At 36.9% G+C, this 18750-nt stretch carries 22 protein-coding genes; 10 read left to right on the top strand and 12 right to left on the bottom strand.

Going from position 1 to position 18750, the window contains the following annotated elements; translation table 11 throughout:
* Positions 1–2: 2 nt before the first annotated feature.
* Together J1G47_RS08910 and J1G47_RS08905 are read left to right on the top strand one after the other, a co-directional pair.
* Positions 3–350, top strand: a complete 348-nt coding sequence (locus J1G47_RS08910) for a hypothetical protein (protein WP_021112583.1) — start codon at positions 3–5, stop codon at positions 348–350.
* 4 nt (positions 351–354) lie between these two features.
* On the top strand, positions 355–1830 hold the full coding sequence (locus J1G47_RS08905; protein WP_021112587.1) for a conjugal transfer protein TraG N-terminal domain-containing protein: 1476 nt from the start codon (positions 355–357) through the stop codon (positions 1828–1830).
* 242 nt (positions 1831–2072) lie between these two features.
* Here J1G47_RS08905 and J1G47_RS08900 read toward each other — a convergent pair whose 3' ends face one another.
* Genes J1G47_RS08900 through J1G47_RS08890 form a run of 3 tightly spaced genes read right to left on the bottom strand, consistent with a single transcriptional unit; the run spans position 2073 to position 5359 of the window.
* Positions 2073–2522, bottom strand: coding sequence for a hypothetical protein (locus J1G47_RS08900; protein ID WP_021112573.1), 450 nt, complete (start codon positions 2520–2522; stop codon positions 2073–2075).
* 21 nt (positions 2523–2543) lie between these two features.
* Entirely contained in the window at positions 2544–4511 is a 1968-nt protein-coding gene (locus J1G47_RS08895; RefSeq protein ID WP_021112554.1) for an integrating conjugative element protein, read from the bottom strand.
* 8 nt (positions 4512–4519) lie between these two features.
* Positions 4520–5359: a TIGR03756 family integrating conjugative element protein gene (locus tag J1G47_RS08890; protein ID WP_207326584.1), complete on the bottom strand. Its 840-nt coding sequence runs from the start codon at positions 5357–5359 to the stop codon at positions 4520–4522.
* Positions 5360–5487: 128 nt separating this feature from the next.
* Between J1G47_RS08890 and J1G47_RS08885 the strand changes: the two genes are divergently transcribed.
* Positions 5488–6459 (top strand): IS110 family transposase, encoded by a 972-nt coding sequence (locus J1G47_RS08885; RefSeq protein ID WP_012621529.1) that lies wholly within the window; start codon positions 5488–5490, stop codon positions 6457–6459.
* On the opposite strand, the gene J1G47_RS08880 is transcribed toward J1G47_RS08885, so the two are convergent.
* Complete coding sequence (locus tag J1G47_RS08880) at positions 6450–6653, bottom strand: hypothetical protein (protein ID WP_160415358.1); 204 nt, start codon at positions 6651–6653, stop codon at positions 6450–6452. The two genes, J1G47_RS08885 and J1G47_RS08880, sit on opposite strands and share 10 nt — an antisense overlap.
* A gap of 9 nt (positions 6654–6662) precedes the next feature.
* Entirely contained in the window at positions 6663–7085 is a 423-nt protein-coding gene (locus J1G47_RS08875) for a TIGR03757 family integrating conjugative element protein (RefSeq protein WP_021112581.1), read from the bottom strand.
* A gap of 394 nt (positions 7086–7479) precedes the next feature.
* Here J1G47_RS08875 and J1G47_RS08870 point away from each other — a divergent pair, with 394 nt between their 5' ends.
* From J1G47_RS08870 to J1G47_RS08855, 4 genes are all read left to right on the top strand, one after another.
* Positions 7480–7818, top strand: coding sequence for a hypothetical protein (locus J1G47_RS08870; RefSeq protein WP_021112514.1), 339 nt, complete (start codon positions 7480–7482; stop codon positions 7816–7818).
* 446 nt (positions 7819–8264) lie between these two features.
* Entirely contained in the window at positions 8265–9236 is a 972-nt protein-coding gene (locus J1G47_RS08865) for an ArdC family protein (RefSeq protein ID WP_021112562.1), read from the top strand.
* Positions 9237–9246: 10 nt separating this feature from the next.
* A complete protein-coding gene (locus J1G47_RS08860; protein WP_042905579.1) occupies positions 9247–9477 on the top strand; it encodes a hypothetical protein in 231 nt (76 codons plus the stop codon).
* 121 nt (positions 9478–9598) lie between these two features.
* Entirely contained in the window at positions 9599–10330 is a 732-nt protein-coding gene (locus tag J1G47_RS08855; protein WP_021112532.1) for a DUF1281 family ferredoxin-like fold protein, read from the top strand.
* A gap of 141 nt (positions 10331–10471) precedes the next feature.
* Here J1G47_RS08855 and J1G47_RS08850 read toward each other — a convergent pair whose 3' ends face one another.
* Together J1G47_RS08850 and J1G47_RS08845 are read right to left on the bottom strand one after the other, a co-directional pair.
* Complete coding sequence (locus tag J1G47_RS08850) at positions 10472–10813, bottom strand: hypothetical protein (protein WP_021112541.1); 342 nt, start codon at positions 10811–10813, stop codon at positions 10472–10474.
* Between the two features lie 79 nt (positions 10814–10892).
* Positions 10893–11546 (bottom strand): recombinase family protein, encoded by a 654-nt coding sequence (locus tag J1G47_RS08845; protein ID WP_021112555.1) that lies wholly within the window; start codon positions 11544–11546, stop codon positions 10893–10895.
* Between the two features lie 285 nt (positions 11547–11831).
* On the opposite strand from J1G47_RS08845, the gene J1G47_RS08840 reads away from it, so the two are divergent.
* Positions 11832–12143, top strand: a complete 312-nt coding sequence (locus J1G47_RS08840) for a hypothetical protein (RefSeq protein ID WP_052157437.1) — start codon at positions 11832–11834, stop codon at positions 12141–12143.
* Positions 12144–12332: 189 nt separating this feature from the next.
* Positions 12333–12911, top strand: a complete 579-nt coding sequence (locus tag J1G47_RS08835) for a hypothetical protein (protein WP_021112589.1) — start codon at positions 12333–12335, stop codon at positions 12909–12911.
* Between the two features lie 229 nt (positions 12912–13140).
* Here the strand turns inward: J1G47_RS08835 and J1G47_RS08830 are convergent, their stop codons facing one another.
* The 3 genes from J1G47_RS08830 to J1G47_RS08820 form a co-directional block, all read right to left on the bottom strand.
* The gene (locus J1G47_RS08830; RefSeq protein WP_042905580.1) at positions 13141–13404 is read right to left on the bottom strand and encodes a hypothetical protein; all 264 of its coding nucleotides are present in this window, start codon (positions 13402–13404) and stop codon (positions 13141–13143) included.
* A gap of 31 nt (positions 13405–13435) precedes the next feature.
* Entirely contained in the window at positions 13436–14326 is an 891-nt protein-coding gene (locus J1G47_RS08825; protein WP_416118546.1) for an IS256 family transposase, variant Zn-binding type, read from the bottom strand.
* Between the two features lie 124 nt (positions 14327–14450).
* On the bottom strand, positions 14451–15821 hold the full coding sequence (locus tag J1G47_RS08820) for an RHS repeat protein (RefSeq protein WP_075605835.1): 1371 nt from the start codon (positions 15819–15821) through the stop codon (positions 14451–14453).
* Positions 15822–15957: 136 nt separating this feature from the next.
* Between J1G47_RS08820 and J1G47_RS08815 the strand changes: the two genes are divergently transcribed.
* Entirely contained in the window at positions 15958–17166 is a 1209-nt protein-coding gene (locus J1G47_RS08815; RefSeq protein ID WP_021112574.1) for an IS4-like element ISVsa5 family transposase, read from the top strand.
* 9 nt (positions 17167–17175) lie between these two features.
* Here J1G47_RS08815 and J1G47_RS12220 read toward each other — a convergent pair whose 3' ends face one another.
* Together J1G47_RS12220 and gltS are read right to left on the bottom strand one after the other, a co-directional pair.
* The gene (locus tag J1G47_RS12220) at positions 17176–17265 is read right to left on the bottom strand and encodes a helix-turn-helix domain-containing protein (RefSeq protein ID WP_052894307.1); all 90 of its coding nucleotides are present in this window, start codon (positions 17263–17265) and stop codon (positions 17176–17178) included.
* A 266-nt stretch (positions 17266–17531) separates the two neighbouring features.
* Positions 17532–18737, bottom strand: a complete 1206-nt coding sequence (gene gltS, locus J1G47_RS08805; protein ID WP_207326583.1) for a sodium/glutamate symporter — start codon at positions 18735–18737, stop codon at positions 17532–17534.
* Positions 18738–18750: the final 13 nt, after the last annotated feature.

The raw sequence follows: 18750 nt of genomic DNA, 5'->3' as shown, positions 1-18750 counted from the left end.
TTATGAAGGCTCAAACTGAAGATAAAAACATCAATAATGACACTGTGCCACATAGTAAGTTTTGGTCATTACTGAAATTTATCTTTGTGTTTGTATTCATCATTTTGACGCTGCTTGCTATTGCGCATTTGGCCGTAAACTATGGTGTAGAGTTTGACAAAATTACGAATTTTATACAAAAAACTTGGTATATATGGTTAGCTTTTCGGATAGTTATTTATGGCATCATTATTATCTTCATCAATAAACTTGCAAAAATATCTGAGCAATATAAATCATTATTTAGACCTTTAGGAGTTGCTGTTGCAATTATCGAATTAACCAGCTTAATTCAATTATTACAGGGGTAAGCCAATGAACATATCATTAACAGTAGATAGTTATTTTGAATATTTCCTAACATTACTTGGCTGGATTATTAATAATGGAATTTGGGATCTGCTTGTTCAAACTGGCATATTTGCTGCACCAATCTTATTCCATGTGATAGGACTCTTTTTGAAAGTGAGAGAGCAAGGAGATGATGAAGGAGAAAAAGGGCGTTTACTCGCAAGCTGGATTGAAACTAAGATATATATTGCGTTAATCATCATGGTATTAACTTGCCTTCCTTTATTTAATGTTTCCTACACAACGCTACAGTTTAATACTGAAAGAATGAAGTCTTGTGGTCACTCAATATACAAACCGAGTGATACAGGATTATCCAGTTTATCAAGTGAGTTGAATGGTAAAAGTGCGACATTGCCATTGTGGTGGGCGTTTACCTATTCAGTAGGGAAAGGCTTAACTCATGGAGCCGTGTCTATTATTCCATGTAAGGCCGATTTGAGACAAATTAGATTCGAGGTACAAAATACCCAGATTGCAAATCCTGTACTCAGACAAGAAGTACAAGATTTTGTAGAACAATGTTTTATTCCATCTAGAACTAAAATAAAGCGAGAGCAAACATTCTTAAATGAGGCACAGGCTCGTGATATAGATTGGATTGGCTCTAGTTTATTTATAAATATATCTGGGTTTTACGATAATTATCGTTCTAAGTTGCCTCGTTCTCAATGGAGTTACTCTTTACCTAGAGATTCTGGTTTACCCAATACAGGAAACGGGGGATTTCCTACATGTAAAGAATGGTGGGCAGATAGTAGAATAGGATTAAGAGCAAGATTATTAACTCAATTTGAGCCAAGCTTATTGAATCGGATGCAAAAAATATGGGGAAATCCTAGTGAATATGAGGATTCCATAATTAGACGATTAGTTAGTCCGCAGAATATTACTGTTTCATCAGGCTATGCTTATGGAGGATATGGTGGTAATACCGATCCTAGTTGGTCTAATACTATTGCGAGAACTGCAGGAACGGCAGCAAATTCTATCGCTAGTGTAGCAATGTTTCCAGCATTTGACTCTATTAGACAATCTTTACCTATGGTTCAAGGCTTAATAATATTAGCTTTAATTGTATCTATACCTATTATTACTATATTCAGTGGGTATAGTATTAAAACTATAATGACAATATCTACGATGTTAGTAGGATTGTTCTTTTTGTCATTTTGGTGGGAGTTAGCTAGATGGCTTGATAGCTGGATACTATCAGCAATGTATGATAGTGATACACACTCAAGATGGAACCTAGCGGGAATACAAAATACCCAAGATGATTTGATTTTACAATTTGTATTAGGGACAATGTTTATCGTATTACCGACATTATGGTTTGGAATGTTAAGTTGGGCAGGGTTTAGTTTTGGAACTGTTATTGCTAATTCAGTAACGAGAGGAACAAACTCATCTTCCAATAAATTTCCAGTACCAAAATAATTTGATAAAAGTAGGCATCTATATGATGCCTACTTTTTAATTTTTCTTAGAGAAATTATCAGATGGATACCCTAGTTCACGATTTAACATACTAAATACTAGTATATATAAATAACTAAACAACATAACAATTCCAAATATACTACCGACAAATAAAATTCTAACGCCATAGTATAGTAATTTACCCATTCTAGACTTTAATAAGTAATTTTTCATTATTTATCTCCCATAGCACTATAAACTTATGGAGAAACTCCAGTTTTTCTCATAATTTTAGTATCGAAATTATGTTTGATCTGTTTTTTAGGATTACACTCAAAAATTCCTTTTACGACCTTATCTTTTGTGTTTTGAATTAATAATCCAGGCTCTATTAATTCCTTAGGTTTATTATTAGGATGCGCATGTCCAATAATATACGAATTACCTTGATTATGCAATTCAATGCCAATTGATGTAAAGCCCGAACCAATATCAATGGATGTCCCTTCATGTTTCATTACATCGTTGATAGAGTTACTGAATATTAGGTTGTCATAGGAAAAAATATAATCTGACTGAGATTTTTTAATTGTAAGTTGTTTATTTTCAGTGGTTGTACAAGAGTAGATAATATTAGTACTAGCATCACTAGCCAGTGCATTGCCAGAAAAAAGTATCATTGAAATCAATGAGATTGTAATTTTACGCATATGAATACTCCTTAGTAATCATTAATTGTTAGAAATATAATCTGCTTCTTGATTACGACGTCTTGAATTTACACCATTATTGTCCACAGATCTATTTCTAATTGCAATAGCTAGTTTTTCCATATCTCCAGACTCAGCTGCAGCTTGCGCAGCTGCTATAACACTTTTAGTTTTATTTAGAGTTCCGTAGTTATATGTGTAAGAAATTAAAGCTGCTTGAGCACTCGGAGTTAGATTATTCCATGTAGAACTTCCAATTTCTCTTTGTATTTGAGTAGAATATTCATGGGTTCTTCTAGCTAAATCCCTTTCTGCATCTTCTCTTGTTGTAGTTGTATTTGAGGTTACTTTTACAACTGTTCCATCTGCCCTAGTAATAGTATCAGAACCATATCCAACTCTAGGAGCATTAACATCATATTTAGCCGTTGAGATAAAACCTTCAAATTGTCTCAATAATCCCATTGCTTGATCTTTTGCACTGCCAGCAATAACCTCTATAGGTGAATATGGCGTATTACCATTGATACTTGAAGTATAGCTTGCATAGATATTTCCTAGACCACTCGAATCACTACTTGGAATTGGAATATATCTATCAAGAGAAGTAAATAAATTACTATTGCTCGTATCTAGTATATTTGCTCCAGAATCTTTAGATAAATTATGTAATTTCTTATTGTCATCAGGGGTATTACTATCAAGAGCTCTCTGTTGCTCCACCATTCTATTATTTAGTATAGCAATTGCTGTATTATTACTAATCGATCTTTGCAACTCCATTTCCAGTTTAACCTGCTCGATTTCTCTATCAAGCATTTTTAATGATTTTTCTAGTTCTTCTTGAGCTCCTTCATTATTAGAAACATTAGGCTCTTTCATTCCAGTTAGAATAACTCGGCGTAGAACTAAAGCCTTTTCCAATTCCTTGGATATTGCTAATTCTTGAGCTAATCTAAAGCCAAGAATAGATGCATCAGGATCTTCTTTTAGAGATTCGATTAGCCCCCTAGTTACCGCTACAGTTGATGTGCTAAGTTGATTCAACTTTTCTGCCGAAATAGCTTCAGCATTAAGTAACTCTTCTAGTTGAGTTGCTTTTATCTTTGTCTGATTTTCTATCTCAGGAGCTAAGCCCGTACCTGCTTTTGTTTTTTTATTTCCACAATTATCACATGTGGTCATCGTTTTCTCACCTAAAATACGTTTCGCATATTCAGCCATATCCTCGGGAGATTGCCATTCCGTACATAACATACCATCACACTGAGTCTTTGGGATAGATCCTTTAGCTGTTGGAGCTCGACCAAGAGACATATTAAACCCTGCCCCAACAACATCTTTAATAACATCTATGGCTTGTTGCCCCATACCACCTTTTTTCACACCACCAATCCAAGTTATACCTTTACTACCTTGCTCTTGTTCAGATTTTTTCTTGGCTTTTTTGGCATCTGTTTCTGTAGCTGCAATCTCTTTGTAATTTTCCAATCCTGCCATTTTAGCCCATTTACTATCCATAACGTAATCAGCTAAATGATTGGACATGTCCTCACAACTTGTTTTTAATGAGTCAAAATCTAATTTAGCTTGATACATACCATTACTAAGTATGTCATAAAGTTGAGGATTGGCTCGTTGAATAATCATTGCGGGTAAGCTTGCAACAGCTCCTGTTGCAGATTCAATAACATTGCCATACAAATCTTTAAAGCCTTCAGTGATACCATTTAGCTGATTTTTGATTGTGGTTTTAATATCAAAGTTACCGCAAGTTAAATTGGATTTCCAACCGATTCCAATGCTTAGTTCATTTGGTCTTTTTCTTGATGGTGGTGGCATAACAGCGGAGCCACCCCCAATTTGATAAAAAACTTTATCGGATAAAACAGTACCTTGCACATATTCTGTATTAGCTTGGCTACTTTCCGATACGATACCAATCGAAATAGCGAGTGCTAAAACGCTAAGTTTTTGCTTTGTTTTCATATCATCACCTATTGTGTATGTGTATTTATCCAATCACTGTTACCTAAAAATTTTTGACCTCTCTTTTTGCAACAAGCATAAGGTCTCCATAACGCCCAACTGTAGTTTTCTGTATTTGATACTTTATCTCCATGTGCAGCAACAGAACTCCCATTTGGGAACACTGAGCAGCTACGTTCAGTTTTAGGGCTTAACATTTGCCAACGATGTGTTTTTTTATCACCCTCTTTGACTTCTTTTGGATACCATTTTCCCTCTCCACCACGCTTAGCCGCTGGAATGTAAACATGTAGTTGTCCAGTACGGCTAACAATATCCCCAATTCTCTGAGCAATAACTGATGAGGCTTTATAATCATGGGTTTGTGTAATGCTTCCTCCACGTGGATAAATATTTCCCCATAAATCACCATTTTGACTAACCTCTCTCATTCCAGGAGTGATAGCTTCAGGGTAAAACATTTCTGGCATACCAAAACGCCATGCAAAAAAATCTAAACTACTTAAGAAATATGGTTGAAATGCATTTGTTTGACTTTGGCAGGAATATCCCATACTACTGATCATCTGCAATGCAATCCCACCTGGATGACCGATAGCTTCTCCATTTTTGAAAGTAAACTGAGTATACATTTTACTTGGAGTTTGATGTTGTCCCCCCATCACACCCGTATTCATGAAATTAACCTCTTTCCAAGGACTTTGATTGTTATGGTTATACACAGATACAACCATTTCAGGAATAAAGTGGTGAACCTTCATTGATGTTCGAACGCTACATTTCCAGTAGGTACAATGTAGCCAGTAGCATATCCCTTGTATATTAAAATTATAGTAAACTAGCAACATAAACCATAACGTTATCCACAGCTTGGGTGTCCCTAGAGCTAAAACTCGTTCTGTAGCGTAGGCGTGGATAACTTCATCAGCAAAACCGAACAGTTGAAATATAAACCCGAATACAAGGCAGGTTACCGATGAACGCTCCGATTTATTGTGGTATTGATGTTGCTAAACGCAATTTCGTGATTGGTTTTTCCCATCAGAAAAAGACCAAAACCGAAACCAATAACGCCAAAGGTATTCAACATACCTTGGACTATTTAAGCCAGTTTAATGTGGCTCTGATAACGCTTGAAGCAACGGGTGGATTAGAAATCCCCGTGGCAAAAGCCCTTGCTCGAGCAGGTTATCGTGTATTTATTGCTAATCCACTGAAAGCCAGTGAGTTTGCAAAATCTCAAACGAGAGCCAAAACCGATGCAAAAGATGCGGTTAATCTCGCTTTCTATGGGCTCACTTGTGAGCTTAAAGGCGAAGTAGAGCATCAGTTGTATGTTCCGCTTTCTGAGCAAGAAGAACAGCTGGAAGCCCTTGTGGTTCGCCGTCGTCAGCTTGTCGATATGCGAGTAGCAGAGCTAAATCGTTTGCAACAAAGCCACGAAACCCAGTTGGACAATATCCAACAACACATTGAAATGCTTGATAAATTAATCGCCGAACTTGATAAAGATATCGACGACCAAAGTAAGCATTTTAGTGATAAAGCTGACCTTATCTCAGACATCAAAGGCGTTGGCAAAAATTGCGTCGCCGTGATGATGTCAAGCCTGCCGGAATTAGGCAAGCTAAGCAGCAAAAGAATTGCCTCACTCGTTGGCGTTATTCCGCATCCACAGGAAAGCGGTCAATGGAAAGGAAAATCCTTTTGCTATGGTGGTCGAGCGATTGTTCGTAATGCCTTATATATGGCAGCACTATCGGCAATTCGCTTTGAACCTGTTTTTAAAGCCTTTTACACCCGATTGGTTGCAAAAGGCAAAGCGAAGAAAGTCGCTATTATGGCGTGTATGCGTAAACTGCTAACCATTATGAATGCGTTGGTTAGACGCAATGAAAAATGGGATGCTACACGCTACTTATCCACAGAATCTGTGGGTCAAAATTGAATAACTTTTTTGTGTGTAAACACAGTTGCTACTATTTTGTAATCAGCACAACCCGTTGATGCTCCTGATGCCATTATTGATGCGGTATTCAGCGTGTTAGCTTCTATTGCTTGTACAGCAGGAGTATAGTAAGTCGCTATGGAACAAGATATTAAAAGCGGTTTTAAATATGTTTGTAAGATTTTAGCTTTCATATAGGTACCTTACTGATGTGACTTATAAAGACTGATTGCTTTGGCTACATCTTGCTCACCATATATAACAGACGGATTAGGTGAATCTTCATTGAAAACAATCGCAGGAACTTTCATGATCCCATTTTTCCAACCTTTTGTTACACCATGGTATGCTTGTATCAGTTGATTTTGAAAATTCACCCATGATTTATCTTGCATCAAACGTTTGGCTTGTTTTTCTGCAATTAGTGGATCTTGCCCTAAGGATTGACTAATTTGCTCTTCAATAATCTCCACAGCATCAAGCTGATATATGTAATCGGCCAAATTAGTATTTTTTATAGGGTAGTTTTGGGTGGTATATACTGTTACCATTACACTAGAATTTTCTTTGGTGTAGCCATAATAAGATAGAAATAACAGTACTGTGCTGAGTAAAATTCTACGCATAATTATCCTCACAAAGATTTAATCAACGTAACATTAAGAAGTTAGCGATATAAATGAAATGAAAAAGTATGTTTAGATTTGTGACAGTTTTTAAACTATAAAAAAGAAAAATATAGTTTTAAATTGAAAGATGTGTAGCAGTTATCATAATAAAGCTATCTTTGTTATCGTTGATAACTAAGTTAGGTGGCTAGAACCTATAAGGCCACGTTTTACTGCGGTAAAATGGTTCATATCCCAAATGTTCTCAGCATTCTGAAAAGGACTCTAACATACTGTTCTTCGATATCTAGTGTTGTTAGGAATGCATCTTATACTTTTCATTAACCTGTCCCAGGAAAACTTTATTCCTAGGGATAAGGTTCTCCTTGGACATTACCTTGGAGAAATCTCTATGAGCAATTCACACGACATCGGTGCATTTGAACCTTTTGCGCCTAAATCTACATCTATCTTTAATAAATTTGGTAACAAATTAGGTAGTGTTTTTGTTTCTGCAAAAAAAGCAGTGACCAAAAAATACATTGAAGTAACCAAAGGTATCAATGAGCGTATTGAAGCTGAAGACGAACGAATTCAGGCTGAAATTTTTGCTCACCTTGAAGAACAAGCAGAAGAGTTTGAACAAGAAACTCGCCGACTCAAAAAGCGTTGGTTCTTTGTTTCTAGTTTACTTATTGTACTTTCATTTATTGGAGGTGCCGTAAGTACCTTCTTCTATGTAATTAAGTAGATATCCACCTATGGGGGAAAATTGTTTCCCCTACGGAAACAGCATTTTCCCCCTTGTAGTCTAGGAGATAATATGCTGGAGAAATCTAAAATTCACATTCTACTATCAGCAGTAGGAGATCGGCTTTCTAAAGATTGGAAAGAACGAGCTAATTTTACAGATGACTTAAAAAAACCAGGCATATCATGCTTGGTTAAATCGTCAACCTTCTGAAAAAACAGTAAGATTCTTATATAAGTTGCCAACTAAATATGGCCTATTATTTAGATTTCTTACTGTAACAGAAAAAGAAGATGGATCATTGGTAATTTCGAAAGAAATAAACAATGAGAAAAATTAACAAATTGGAATCCTTGGGTAACAACGGAATCTATGAACATTTAACCCTTTGGGGAATATATTCCCCAAAGGATATGTTCTCCATTGACTTTATAGGAGAACATATTATGAACACTAGTTCCCAACAACCTAAATTCGATATTTACCAAAATGTTACAGATCGTATTGTAAAAGCTTTAGAAACAGGTACTGTACCTTGGTTAAAACCTTGGTCTAGTCCTGACTGTAATCTTAGTTTGCCACGTAATGCTGTATCAGATCGCTACTATAACGGAGTTAATATACTATTGTTATGGATGGCGAATGAAGAAAATGGTTATCAACAATCAAAATGGATAACTGCTGAATCTGCAAACAAATTAGGTGGACGTATCAAAAAAGGTGAAAAAGCAACCGTGATTGTCAACTATTGTCCGATTGAACGAGAAAAATTGGATGCCGATGGCAATCAGCTTATAGATGATGACGGAAATGTTGAGATGGAGCATTTTGCTTATCTCAATAAACATTGTGTGTTTAACATTGAACAATGTGAGTCATTGCCAGACATTCTCTATGAATCTGTGCCAACTTCTAAGTCTGAGAATAATTCTGTTCCTTATCAAGAATTTGCAGAAATTCGTCAAATAATGGAAGGGATTGAAGTACAGGTAAATGTGAAACCGAGTAATAGAGCTTTCTATAATCCTAATGAAGATATTATTGTAATGCCAGAAATGAAGCAGTTCACAAATGAACAGGGCTTTTATGAAGTGTTATTACACGAAATGATACATTCGACGGGGCATAAAACTCGATTAAATAGAGAAGGGATAGCTTCTGGTAAGTCCAAGTTTGGTAACAAAGTCTACGCATTTGAAGAGCTTGTTGCAGAAATGGGCGCCGCCTTTTTATGTAGCCATCTTGGGTTTAATACTGTTCCAAAAAATGCAAGTTATATTGCGAGCTGGATTAAACTTCTGAAGGAAGATAAGAAAGCGATTTTTAAGGCAGCAGGAAAAGCTCGCGAAGCATGTCAATATATGTTTGAGACATTGCAAGTTGTTCAACAATATGAACGTTTTAACTATGAAGCATAGGAGAATAGCTATGGAAAATTTGGATCAAGAAATTGATACCATTTACCTAAAATATTGCATATTGTACGAGCAAGCATATGATCAAAATGGTGATTGGATACCACATATCCGAGAACAAATTATTACATGTGAGCAATCGTTACAAGCACTCTACGAGAAGAAATTCGGAGTATCATATAATGATAACCTTGCTGGCTGGCTAGCTTTCTGGGTATCATTAGGTAGAAAACACTTCAAGTGATAATCCGAACATATGAACCTCACAAGTTAGCATACTAACTGAAATTTACCCATTAGGGGATACATTATCCCCTTGGGCATAGTGTATCCCTTCCTTTTTCTACAAAATTAAGGAGTACACTATGCCAAATTGGTGTGAAAATAAACTACAAATTTCTTGCGATCACGCACAAGCCGAACAAATTAGACCTAAACTATTTAGCCAAACGGAAAACGGTCAGTGGTATTTAGATTTTGGGTTACTTGTTCCAATGCCTGAATCAATCTATATTGAATCAAGTAGTTGCGGAGATAGGGCAATGGATTTTCTAAAACTTTCACCAAACAAACGTTTAACACTTTCACTACTCAAAAAGTATGTTTTCTCACCAGCAATTGATAGGATATACGCTAAAGCTAAGCACCATCGTTGGAGCGTAGGCGATTTCAATCACTGGTTACAAAAACGTCCTGATGAACAAAAAGCATTATGGTTAAATTTGCCACTAGGTCAGCAATACCTCTCTAATTTATCTCAATACGGATATAAAGATTGGTATGACTGGTCAAATGCGAAATGGGGGTGTAAATGGAATGTGTGTCCAGATAACTGTCAGGTTATTTTTAATGATGATGGTTCTATTGACTGCATATTTGATACACCATGGGGACCACCAGATGCTTGGTTTAGTTCATTATGTACAGCATTCCCTCTCATTGAGTTTACACTTTCATTTTTTGAACCTGGTATGTGGTTCGCAGGGGAATTTATCGCTGATATGAATGGTTCTTTCTATCAGTTAGATAAAGATGACGATGAAATTCAACAATTTGCTGAAAATATATTCGATGAAGAATTCATCTGTGATGATTAAGTAGTTTTACAATACAACCGTCCACCCTAGGGGTAATTCCCTAGGGGATTACTACATCAACTTGTTACTCATTTATATCTATTAGCATTAATATCATGAAGCATTTTACCCATATCACTTCACTTATGTCTTATCATTCTATTAGCTATTTTTATGCTGATTTATCACTATGGATAGCTTAGTTGGTATAAATGTCTCATCAATTGCAACTAAAGAAAAATCATCCTCAGAGAATGCTTCTGTATATTCAGCTACAAAATTTTGTAATGGCACTAAACCGTAATCGGGTATATCATGCGTATGTGGAGAGTAAACTAGAGCATTTGCAAAATTATAAGTTTCATCTATTTCATAGATATAAAACTCCCATTTTGTATTTGGAATATAAAAGCGAATATAGCAAGTTACTTCTTCACAGTCGGTATAGATTAAAGGAATTTGTAATTTTTTATTTTTTATAAAGTCTAAAATAGCTTTTTTCATTTCATTACTCCTACTCTTGATAGCTGCTAATAATAAACCTATTTCCATATTACCCACGATACTCTTAATATTTATCCCTTTAGATACTATTAACTTTGAATAATTTCCAAACTCTAATTACTGTACTTTGGCTTGTATTTAGAGCCAATGCTGTTTTTGCTATAGATACCCCCATTTTCCTCTGCTCTATAATAGCTTTGTGTAATGCTTTATTAGGCTGACGCCCACGGTATTTACCGTTTTGTTTTGCTAAAATAATACCTTGTTTTTGTCGTTCTTTCCGCTTTCGGTAATCATCGTGAGCAATGCTGACGGCTAATTTGAAGAACATATTTTGCATTGCCGAAAATAAATCAGACATCAAGAAGCTCGGATCAAAAACGCTACTTTTTCCATTGAGCTCTTTGGAAATTGTATCGAAATCAAAAACCTCAGGAACTTGAATTTTTGCACCCTTAGATTTAATTGCATTAATCAATTCCAATGCCTTTTTAGGTTCTAGACGAGTAAGGCGATCAATACTCTCTGCAACTACAATATCATTTTGCTGTAAATCATTAATCAAACGAAATAATTCAGGGCGTTGCTCCCATTCTGTTACGCCAGATATCTTTTCTCTATAAACTGCGGCAACATAGAATCCTTTTTCTTGTGTATCTTTGATAAGTTTTTCTTGTCGTTGTAAATCTTGATGATCAGTGGATACTCTCATATAAATTCGTGCGGTTAACATTTATGTACCTTCATTTAGATCTATAAATTATGCCTGTACCATTTAACTCTATTTAATTGCTATATGGTGGTAGTATTTAAGTTATTTATGCTAGTAGCTTTGAACTATACTCAAATGACAGTATTAATTTTGATATTTTTAAACATGCTGAACCAGCATAAACTCTTCACACAAATTTTATAGTTTTCCCCAAGAATCATTCCAAATCTATGATTACTTTTCTCTCTTAAACAGAATGACAAACTTTTAGACTGTCACAACAAAATTACAACATATCTTTCTATTATGAAATATTTACTCATATTTCCCGTACTGTGCTGTTTAGAAAATTTTTCTCATGCTCAAAATATTGAACCAAGAATTGGAAAAATATGTCATGCTGAACCAGAGTACTCTAATTATAATTATGCGGGGCTTTGGGAACTTGGGGACGACGGAAAACTACAGTGTAACTATTGGCAGTTTTTATCAGACGAGCAAAAAAAGGAGGCTATTGAGTTACGTTTTGGATCACGGTTAGATAATAAAGATTCTTATGACAATAACATAGATGATGAAACTGACCATGAGCTTGAAATTTATATATATGAAGAATAGTGGCAAAAAGGAAAAGGCTAAGGGATAATAAGGGTAAATTTTTCAAGGGCAACCCGCTCCACTGAAGTGGAGCGGGCTTACCCAAAAAGGTTCATTTACTTATGAAAAGGCTAAAGGGCTAAAAGGCTTGATAAAACATCTAAAGTGTCACACAATATTATCAAGCGAATATTTGAACTATAAAAAAGAATGACAAAAAAATTTCATATAGAAGCCATACAGAAGTGGGAATCACAAGAGTACGAGAATACCTCTTTTGATATGAGTCATCTTAATGCACACGAACTAATCATTCATAGTAAAAAAATGGATTATAAACTCGTTGTTACTTACGGATTGCACTGTTTTACGAAGAATGATTCACCATTTTCACTACCTATATTAGTAAAGGATTCTTCTGGAGATACTCGTCAATTTGACGTTGAAAGATACTTAGCATCCAAAGAGTTGAGGAATATATTATTTTCCGAAGATATTTTAGGACAGTTGAGATTTTATAAAAGTGATCAAAAACGGTATTTCACGATTCATAAAATGAATAATTTTACTAACAAAATTGAACCATATAAGATATGCGTGACTTTTTTTAAAGAAAACCGTTTATTGCGATTGCACGTTCTGACAGCCTATTTTGTGAGAGAAGGAACAGGAACAGAAGATAATCCAATCCCCTCAAATACTCCATCATTTACTATTTTTAAACTGCTTTCTGATCTTATAAAAAGTCCAAAATCCAGTAGTTCAGGAGCTAAAGAAGGATATAGATAAAATATCGCCCCGACCAATCTAGACTGGTCGGGGCTCAGCTACACTTATAGATAACAAGTATAGGGCAGGTCGCTATTAAAATATGCTCTGGGCAAACTCCATTTCTGAAGCAGCGGGGTGCGACTCGTAGAAAGAGTCCCTGTATCCACCCTATGAGTATTATAGAGATATTATTTTTTTATGCAACTCCTTATAGTTTTTTAAATTCTCTTAAATCAAATTTACATTTCTATTGTGAGCAATAATGATGATTTAACCGATTAAGTTTATGCCCTTGTTGGTAAATATCATTGTGTTGAATAAGGCGTTGTTGTGAGTATTCAGGGTTTAGTTCATCTCGGGTAAAACCATATTCTGCCTGTGCCTGTTGGGTGAGATAGCCACAACTATCATAGGTATAACGCTCCTGCTCACGGTTTTGGTCATATTGGAAAAATAAGGCATAGTAGACAAAAGTGTTGGTTTTTTTGCAAACTATGCCTCTAATGGACAAAAGTGTTGGTTTTAATTATTTTTCCTAATTATTACCAACTCTTTTTATTTAAAAAATCCTTTATAAACATAATCTTATGCTTTTTCGTTAATCCGCTATGAACCGATAATTTCTGTTTCAGTTCTTTAAATAACCCTTCCAACCTATTTGTTGTTTTTTCTATATTTAAGTGAGCATATTCTTCAAAGGTGAATAAATATTTCATATAGTATTTTAAACTGGTATAAGCCTCTCTTACATTACGGTGTTTATAAGGAAAATATCCTTTCTCATTGGGATATTCAGACCGTTCATCTAAAAACTCTTTATGTTTTAAATACCATTGATGTAATCTTAAATAAAATTCATTTTTGTGGCTTTCTTTTAGCGTTTTTACAATAATCTTTAATTCTTTACCTGCTTGTGATTGATGCTTTTTTCTTAATTTTCTCATCACAATGGCGACCATATGGAAGTGGCACATTTGAATTGGTGTATTAAATAAATCCTTTAATAGCCCTCTACGTCCATCATTTGTAATGGATTGAATCATATAGCCTTTTTCTCGAAGTATATTCAATGCGAGCTTATAATAGAGGTCTTTTTCTGTTTTTACGACACGATGATAAACGACTTTTTTAGATAAGGTATCTATTAAAACTAATACACCAAATTCACGACCAAAGAAGGTCACGTCTGCAATAATCTTGAGATAGGTTTGTTGTAAAGGAATTAATTTAGCTTTGGGGGATTTTTCAATATAACGTTGAATAGTTCTAATGGAACAGCGATATTTTTCGGCTAATTGTTTATAGGTTTGTTTTCCTATGGTGTAATCAGTCCAAATATCTATTGGATTTAATTTATTTGTGGAAGAAAAGGTTTTATGACAGGATGAACAAAAGTATCTCTGAATATTATTTTTCTTTCCATACTTTTGGATATTGTTCTTAAGGCAAAAAGGACAGTTTTTTGTTCATATTTCAAAAAGTGGGCTTAAAGCCTTGTACTATAAGGCTTTAGCCCACTTTTTACCAACACTTTTGTCTACTATGCCCCTTTTAATTTCACTTGAAATCATCAAGACTGTAGCGATAGTAGGTGCTATTCCCCTTGCTGTCCGTATAAGTGGTCAGTCTGCCGGCGAAGTCGTAGTGAAAATGTGCCGTGCTACCGTCTGCGTAAGTGACCTGTACCGGCTGGTGTCGTTCGTCATAACAGTAAGTGGTGTGATCTCCTTCCGCATCCGTGATGCCCGTAAGCTGTCCCCATTCATTGTAACGGAAAGCGGTGCGATTGCCCGAGCAATCTTCCGTTTCCACCAGTTGGTGTTGGGCGTTGTAGCGAAAATGCGTGCGGTTGCCTAAAGGGTCTATCACTGCCGTGCGTAAACCTTTCTCGTTATACACAATATGCTGACTTTCCCCTTCTGCATTGGTAAACATTATCAGATTGCCTTGCCCGTCATAAGCATAACGGCTTGTATGTCCCATCATATCAATCTGCTCAATTAAGCGACCTTGGTTGTCATAACCATAATACTGTCTTTGATTGTCTGAACGTATCTGTTCAACCAACTGCCCTTGTGCATTGTAGCGAAATTCGGATTTTCGTCCGGCACGGTCCGTTTGTGACAGTAGCCGCCCTAACTTGTCTCGTTCAAATTGCTGTGTGCTACCATCTGCAAACACCCGTTTGACCAACGCTTGATGATGGTCAAAGTGGTATTGTTCAATGCGACCTAGATTATCCGTCACTTCGGTATAGTTCGGGAAATAACGGAATTGCCAATCTTCGCCTAAATTCGTGCGGTTGCGAATGACCTTGCCACCCAGCTCATATTTATCGTACTCATAACGAGAAACCAAACCCGCCGCATTTTGATGTGAGGTTAATAAATGATGTTGGTAAGCAAATTGGCGTACCTTTTCGCCTTGTGCATTTTCAACAGCAATTAAATCCCCCTCAAGGTTATAGCGGTAACGTACCAGTAAATGCGTTAATGCCGTATCTTCTGCTTGCTGCCACGCCACCGACACAAGACGTAAGCGGTTTTCAGATACCGCCTCAAATACCAATCGGAAAACCCGACCGTTACCATCCATAATTTTGTGCGGCAAACCTCGTTCATCATAGTAAAACTGCTGTTGATTGGCGTGACTGTCATACACTCGCACTAAGGCAAAATGGCGATAATCCCCACGCAACGATTTAAAACAGAACGTCAAAGACCGGTCTAAACCACTGATTTCAATCTCGCCATTCGCCAACAACGTTACCCACATTTGCTCTGCCTGAATAAACACACCGGCACCACCTGCCGTTAATTCAGGAAGTAATATCTCTCGACCTTGTTCATCAATATACACAAAACCTCGAGATTGACGCTCAACACGCTGACATCCCGGTACCGACCAGCCTTGTCCCAACCAGCCCACACCAAGTTGGTCTGAATAGTAACTCCGTGCTGATGAATCCCCTAATGATTTTTATCAAAATCATTAAGTTAAGGTAGATACACATCTTGTCATATGATCAAATGGTTTCGCCAAAAATCAATAATCAGACAACAAAATGTGCGAACTCGATATTTTACACGACTCTCTTTACCAATTCTGCCCCGAATTACACTTAAAACGACTCAACAGCTTAACGTTGGCTTGCCACGCCTTACTTGACTGTAAAACTCTCACTCTTACCGAACTTGGCCGTAACCTGCCAACCAAAGCGAGAACAAAACATAACATCAAACGAATCGACCGATTGTTAGGTAATCGTCACCTCCACAAAGAGCGACTCGCTGTATACCGTTGGCATGCTAGCTTTATCTGTTCGGGCAATACGATGCCCATTGTACTTGTTGACTGGTCTGATATTCGTGAGCAAAAACGGCTTATGGTATTGCGAGCTTCAGTCGCACTACACGGTCGTTCTGTTACTCTTTATGAGAAAGCGTTCCCGCTTTCAGAGCAATGTTCAAAGAAAGCTCATGACCAATTTCTAGCCGACCTTGCGAGCATTCTACCGAGTAACACCACACCGCTCATTGTCAGTGATGCTGGCTTTAAAGTGCCATGGTATAAATCCGTTGAGAAGCTGGGTTGGTACTGGTTAAGTCGAGTAAGAGGAAAAGTACAATATGCAGACCTAGGAGCGGAAAACTGGAAACCTATCAGCAACTTACATGATATGTCATCTAGTCACTCAAAGACTTTAGGCTATAAGAGGCTGACTAAAAGCAATCCAATCTCATGCCAAATTCTATTGTATAAATCTCGCTCTAAAGGCCGAAAAAATCAGCGCTCGACACGGACTCATTGTCACCACCCGTCACCTAAAATCTACTCAGCGTCGGCAAAGGAGCCATGGATTCTAGCAACTAACTTACCTGTTGAAATTCGAACACCCAAACAACTTGTTAATATCTATTCGAAGCGAATGCAGATTGAAGAAACCTTCCGAGACTTGAAAAGTCCTGCCTACGGACTAGGCCTACGCCATAGCCGAACGAGCAGCTCAGAGCGTTTTGATATCATGCTGCTAATCGCCCTGATGCTTCAACTAACATGTTGGCTTGCGGGCGTTCATGCTCAGAAACAAGGTTGGGACAAGCACTTCCAGGCTAACACAGTCAGAAATCGAAACGTACTCTCAACAGTTCGCTTAGGCATGGAAGTTTTGCGGCATTCTGGCTACACAATAACAAGGGAAGACTCACTCGTGGCTGCAACCCTGCTTACTCAAAATCTATTCACACATGGTTACGCTTTGGGGAAATTATGAGGGGATCTCTCAGTGCTCAGCATGTTTGAGTGCTTTACTCGCCGCGGGTTGAGAAATATGTAAAACTTCAGCCGCACGCGTTAAGGAACCACAAGTCATTACAGCATAAAAGATATCGAGATGTCTTAATTTCATTCCATGTAGCCTACTGATTATTTATTTCTACGGACTATTCTAACGAATAAAGTATAAATAATCAGATATACTCGTCATAATTCAAATTTTGGTTTAGTTGTCACGAGAATTAATTCGTAAACGTGCAAGCTAAATAGATTGACTAGGGGAATATACGGGGTAAGAAAGCGGCTCGGCATACTGCCCTATAATAAATTGTTAGGAGAAGTACGCCGAGTAGTGTGTAGCTATTAGGTAAAGTATGTACCAATTTCAATAAATATTTTAATTAAGATACTGTTTGAAATATCAACAATAAAGGCACCGACCATAGGAACGACAAGGAAAGCTTTATGTGATGGTCCAAATGCTTTTGTGACTGTTTGCATATTCGCAATTGCTGTTGGTGTTGCTCCCATACCAAAGCCACAGTGACTCGCGCTGATCACGACAGCATCATAATCTTTGCCCATCATTTTGAAGGTGACAAAGCAGGCAAATAGCACCATGACAACAGTTTGTACAGCAATGATAATTAATACTGGCCCTGCCATGCTTGCCAATTGACCAAATTTTAATGACATTAACGCCATTGCCAAGAAAAGCGATAAAGCAACGCTACCTAATACATCGACGGTCGGCTCAAACACTTCGTGTTTAAATACATGAGTCAGTGTATTACGGATAATAATACCGACAAATAAACACCAGACAAAAGTAGGCAGTTGCAGAAAAGTATCTTTAAACAATGCACTGATATAGCCACCAACAACAATACAGATAATCAGCATTGAAATGGTTTCAATAACGTTATTTGCATTGATTTTTCTTTTGACGCTTGGTTGCTCAAAAGCTTCAACGATAGTGTCGCGCTCTTGCTCGGTTGTTTTAGGAATAGAGACCTTTTTCAAAAGATGACGGGCAACAGGGCCGCCAACTAAACCACCCAACACTAATCCAAGTGTTGCACAAGCCATCGCTAATTCAACGGCGCCTGTTACACCATATTTATCAGCGAGAATAGGGCCCCATGCTCCGGCATTACCATGACCACCTGTTAGAGTAATTGAACCTGCAATTAAGCCAATAAATGGACTTTCATTCATCATGACAGCCATACTCATGCCGACAGTATTTTGAATGGCGATTAGGATCGTTACTGCAATAGTTAATAGAACTAACGGCTTTCCTCCTTTAATCAGTCGAGAAAAGTCAGAACTTAGCCCGATAGAGGAAAAGAATGTGAGCATTAATAAACTTTGCAATGAAGCATCAAAAGTAAACGAATAACCTGATGTTTTATCAATAATTAACAGAACAATTGCAACAATAAAGCCACCAACGACGGCTTCTGGTATGTGGTTTTTTTGTAGGAACGGGGTAAATTTTACGACAAACATTCCTATGAGTAGCGCGATACATGCGACTAATAATGTATAACTGGCATCTAGGATCATTTTTTTACCTCTA

This window comes from Glaesserella parasuis, from assembly GCF_017352235.1.
Taxonomy (GTDB): Bacteria; Pseudomonadota; Gammaproteobacteria; order Enterobacterales; family Pasteurellaceae; genus Glaesserella; species Glaesserella parasuis.
Note: the sequence above shows the minus strand (reverse complement) of the source record. Positions and strands in the feature narration are given on the sequence as shown.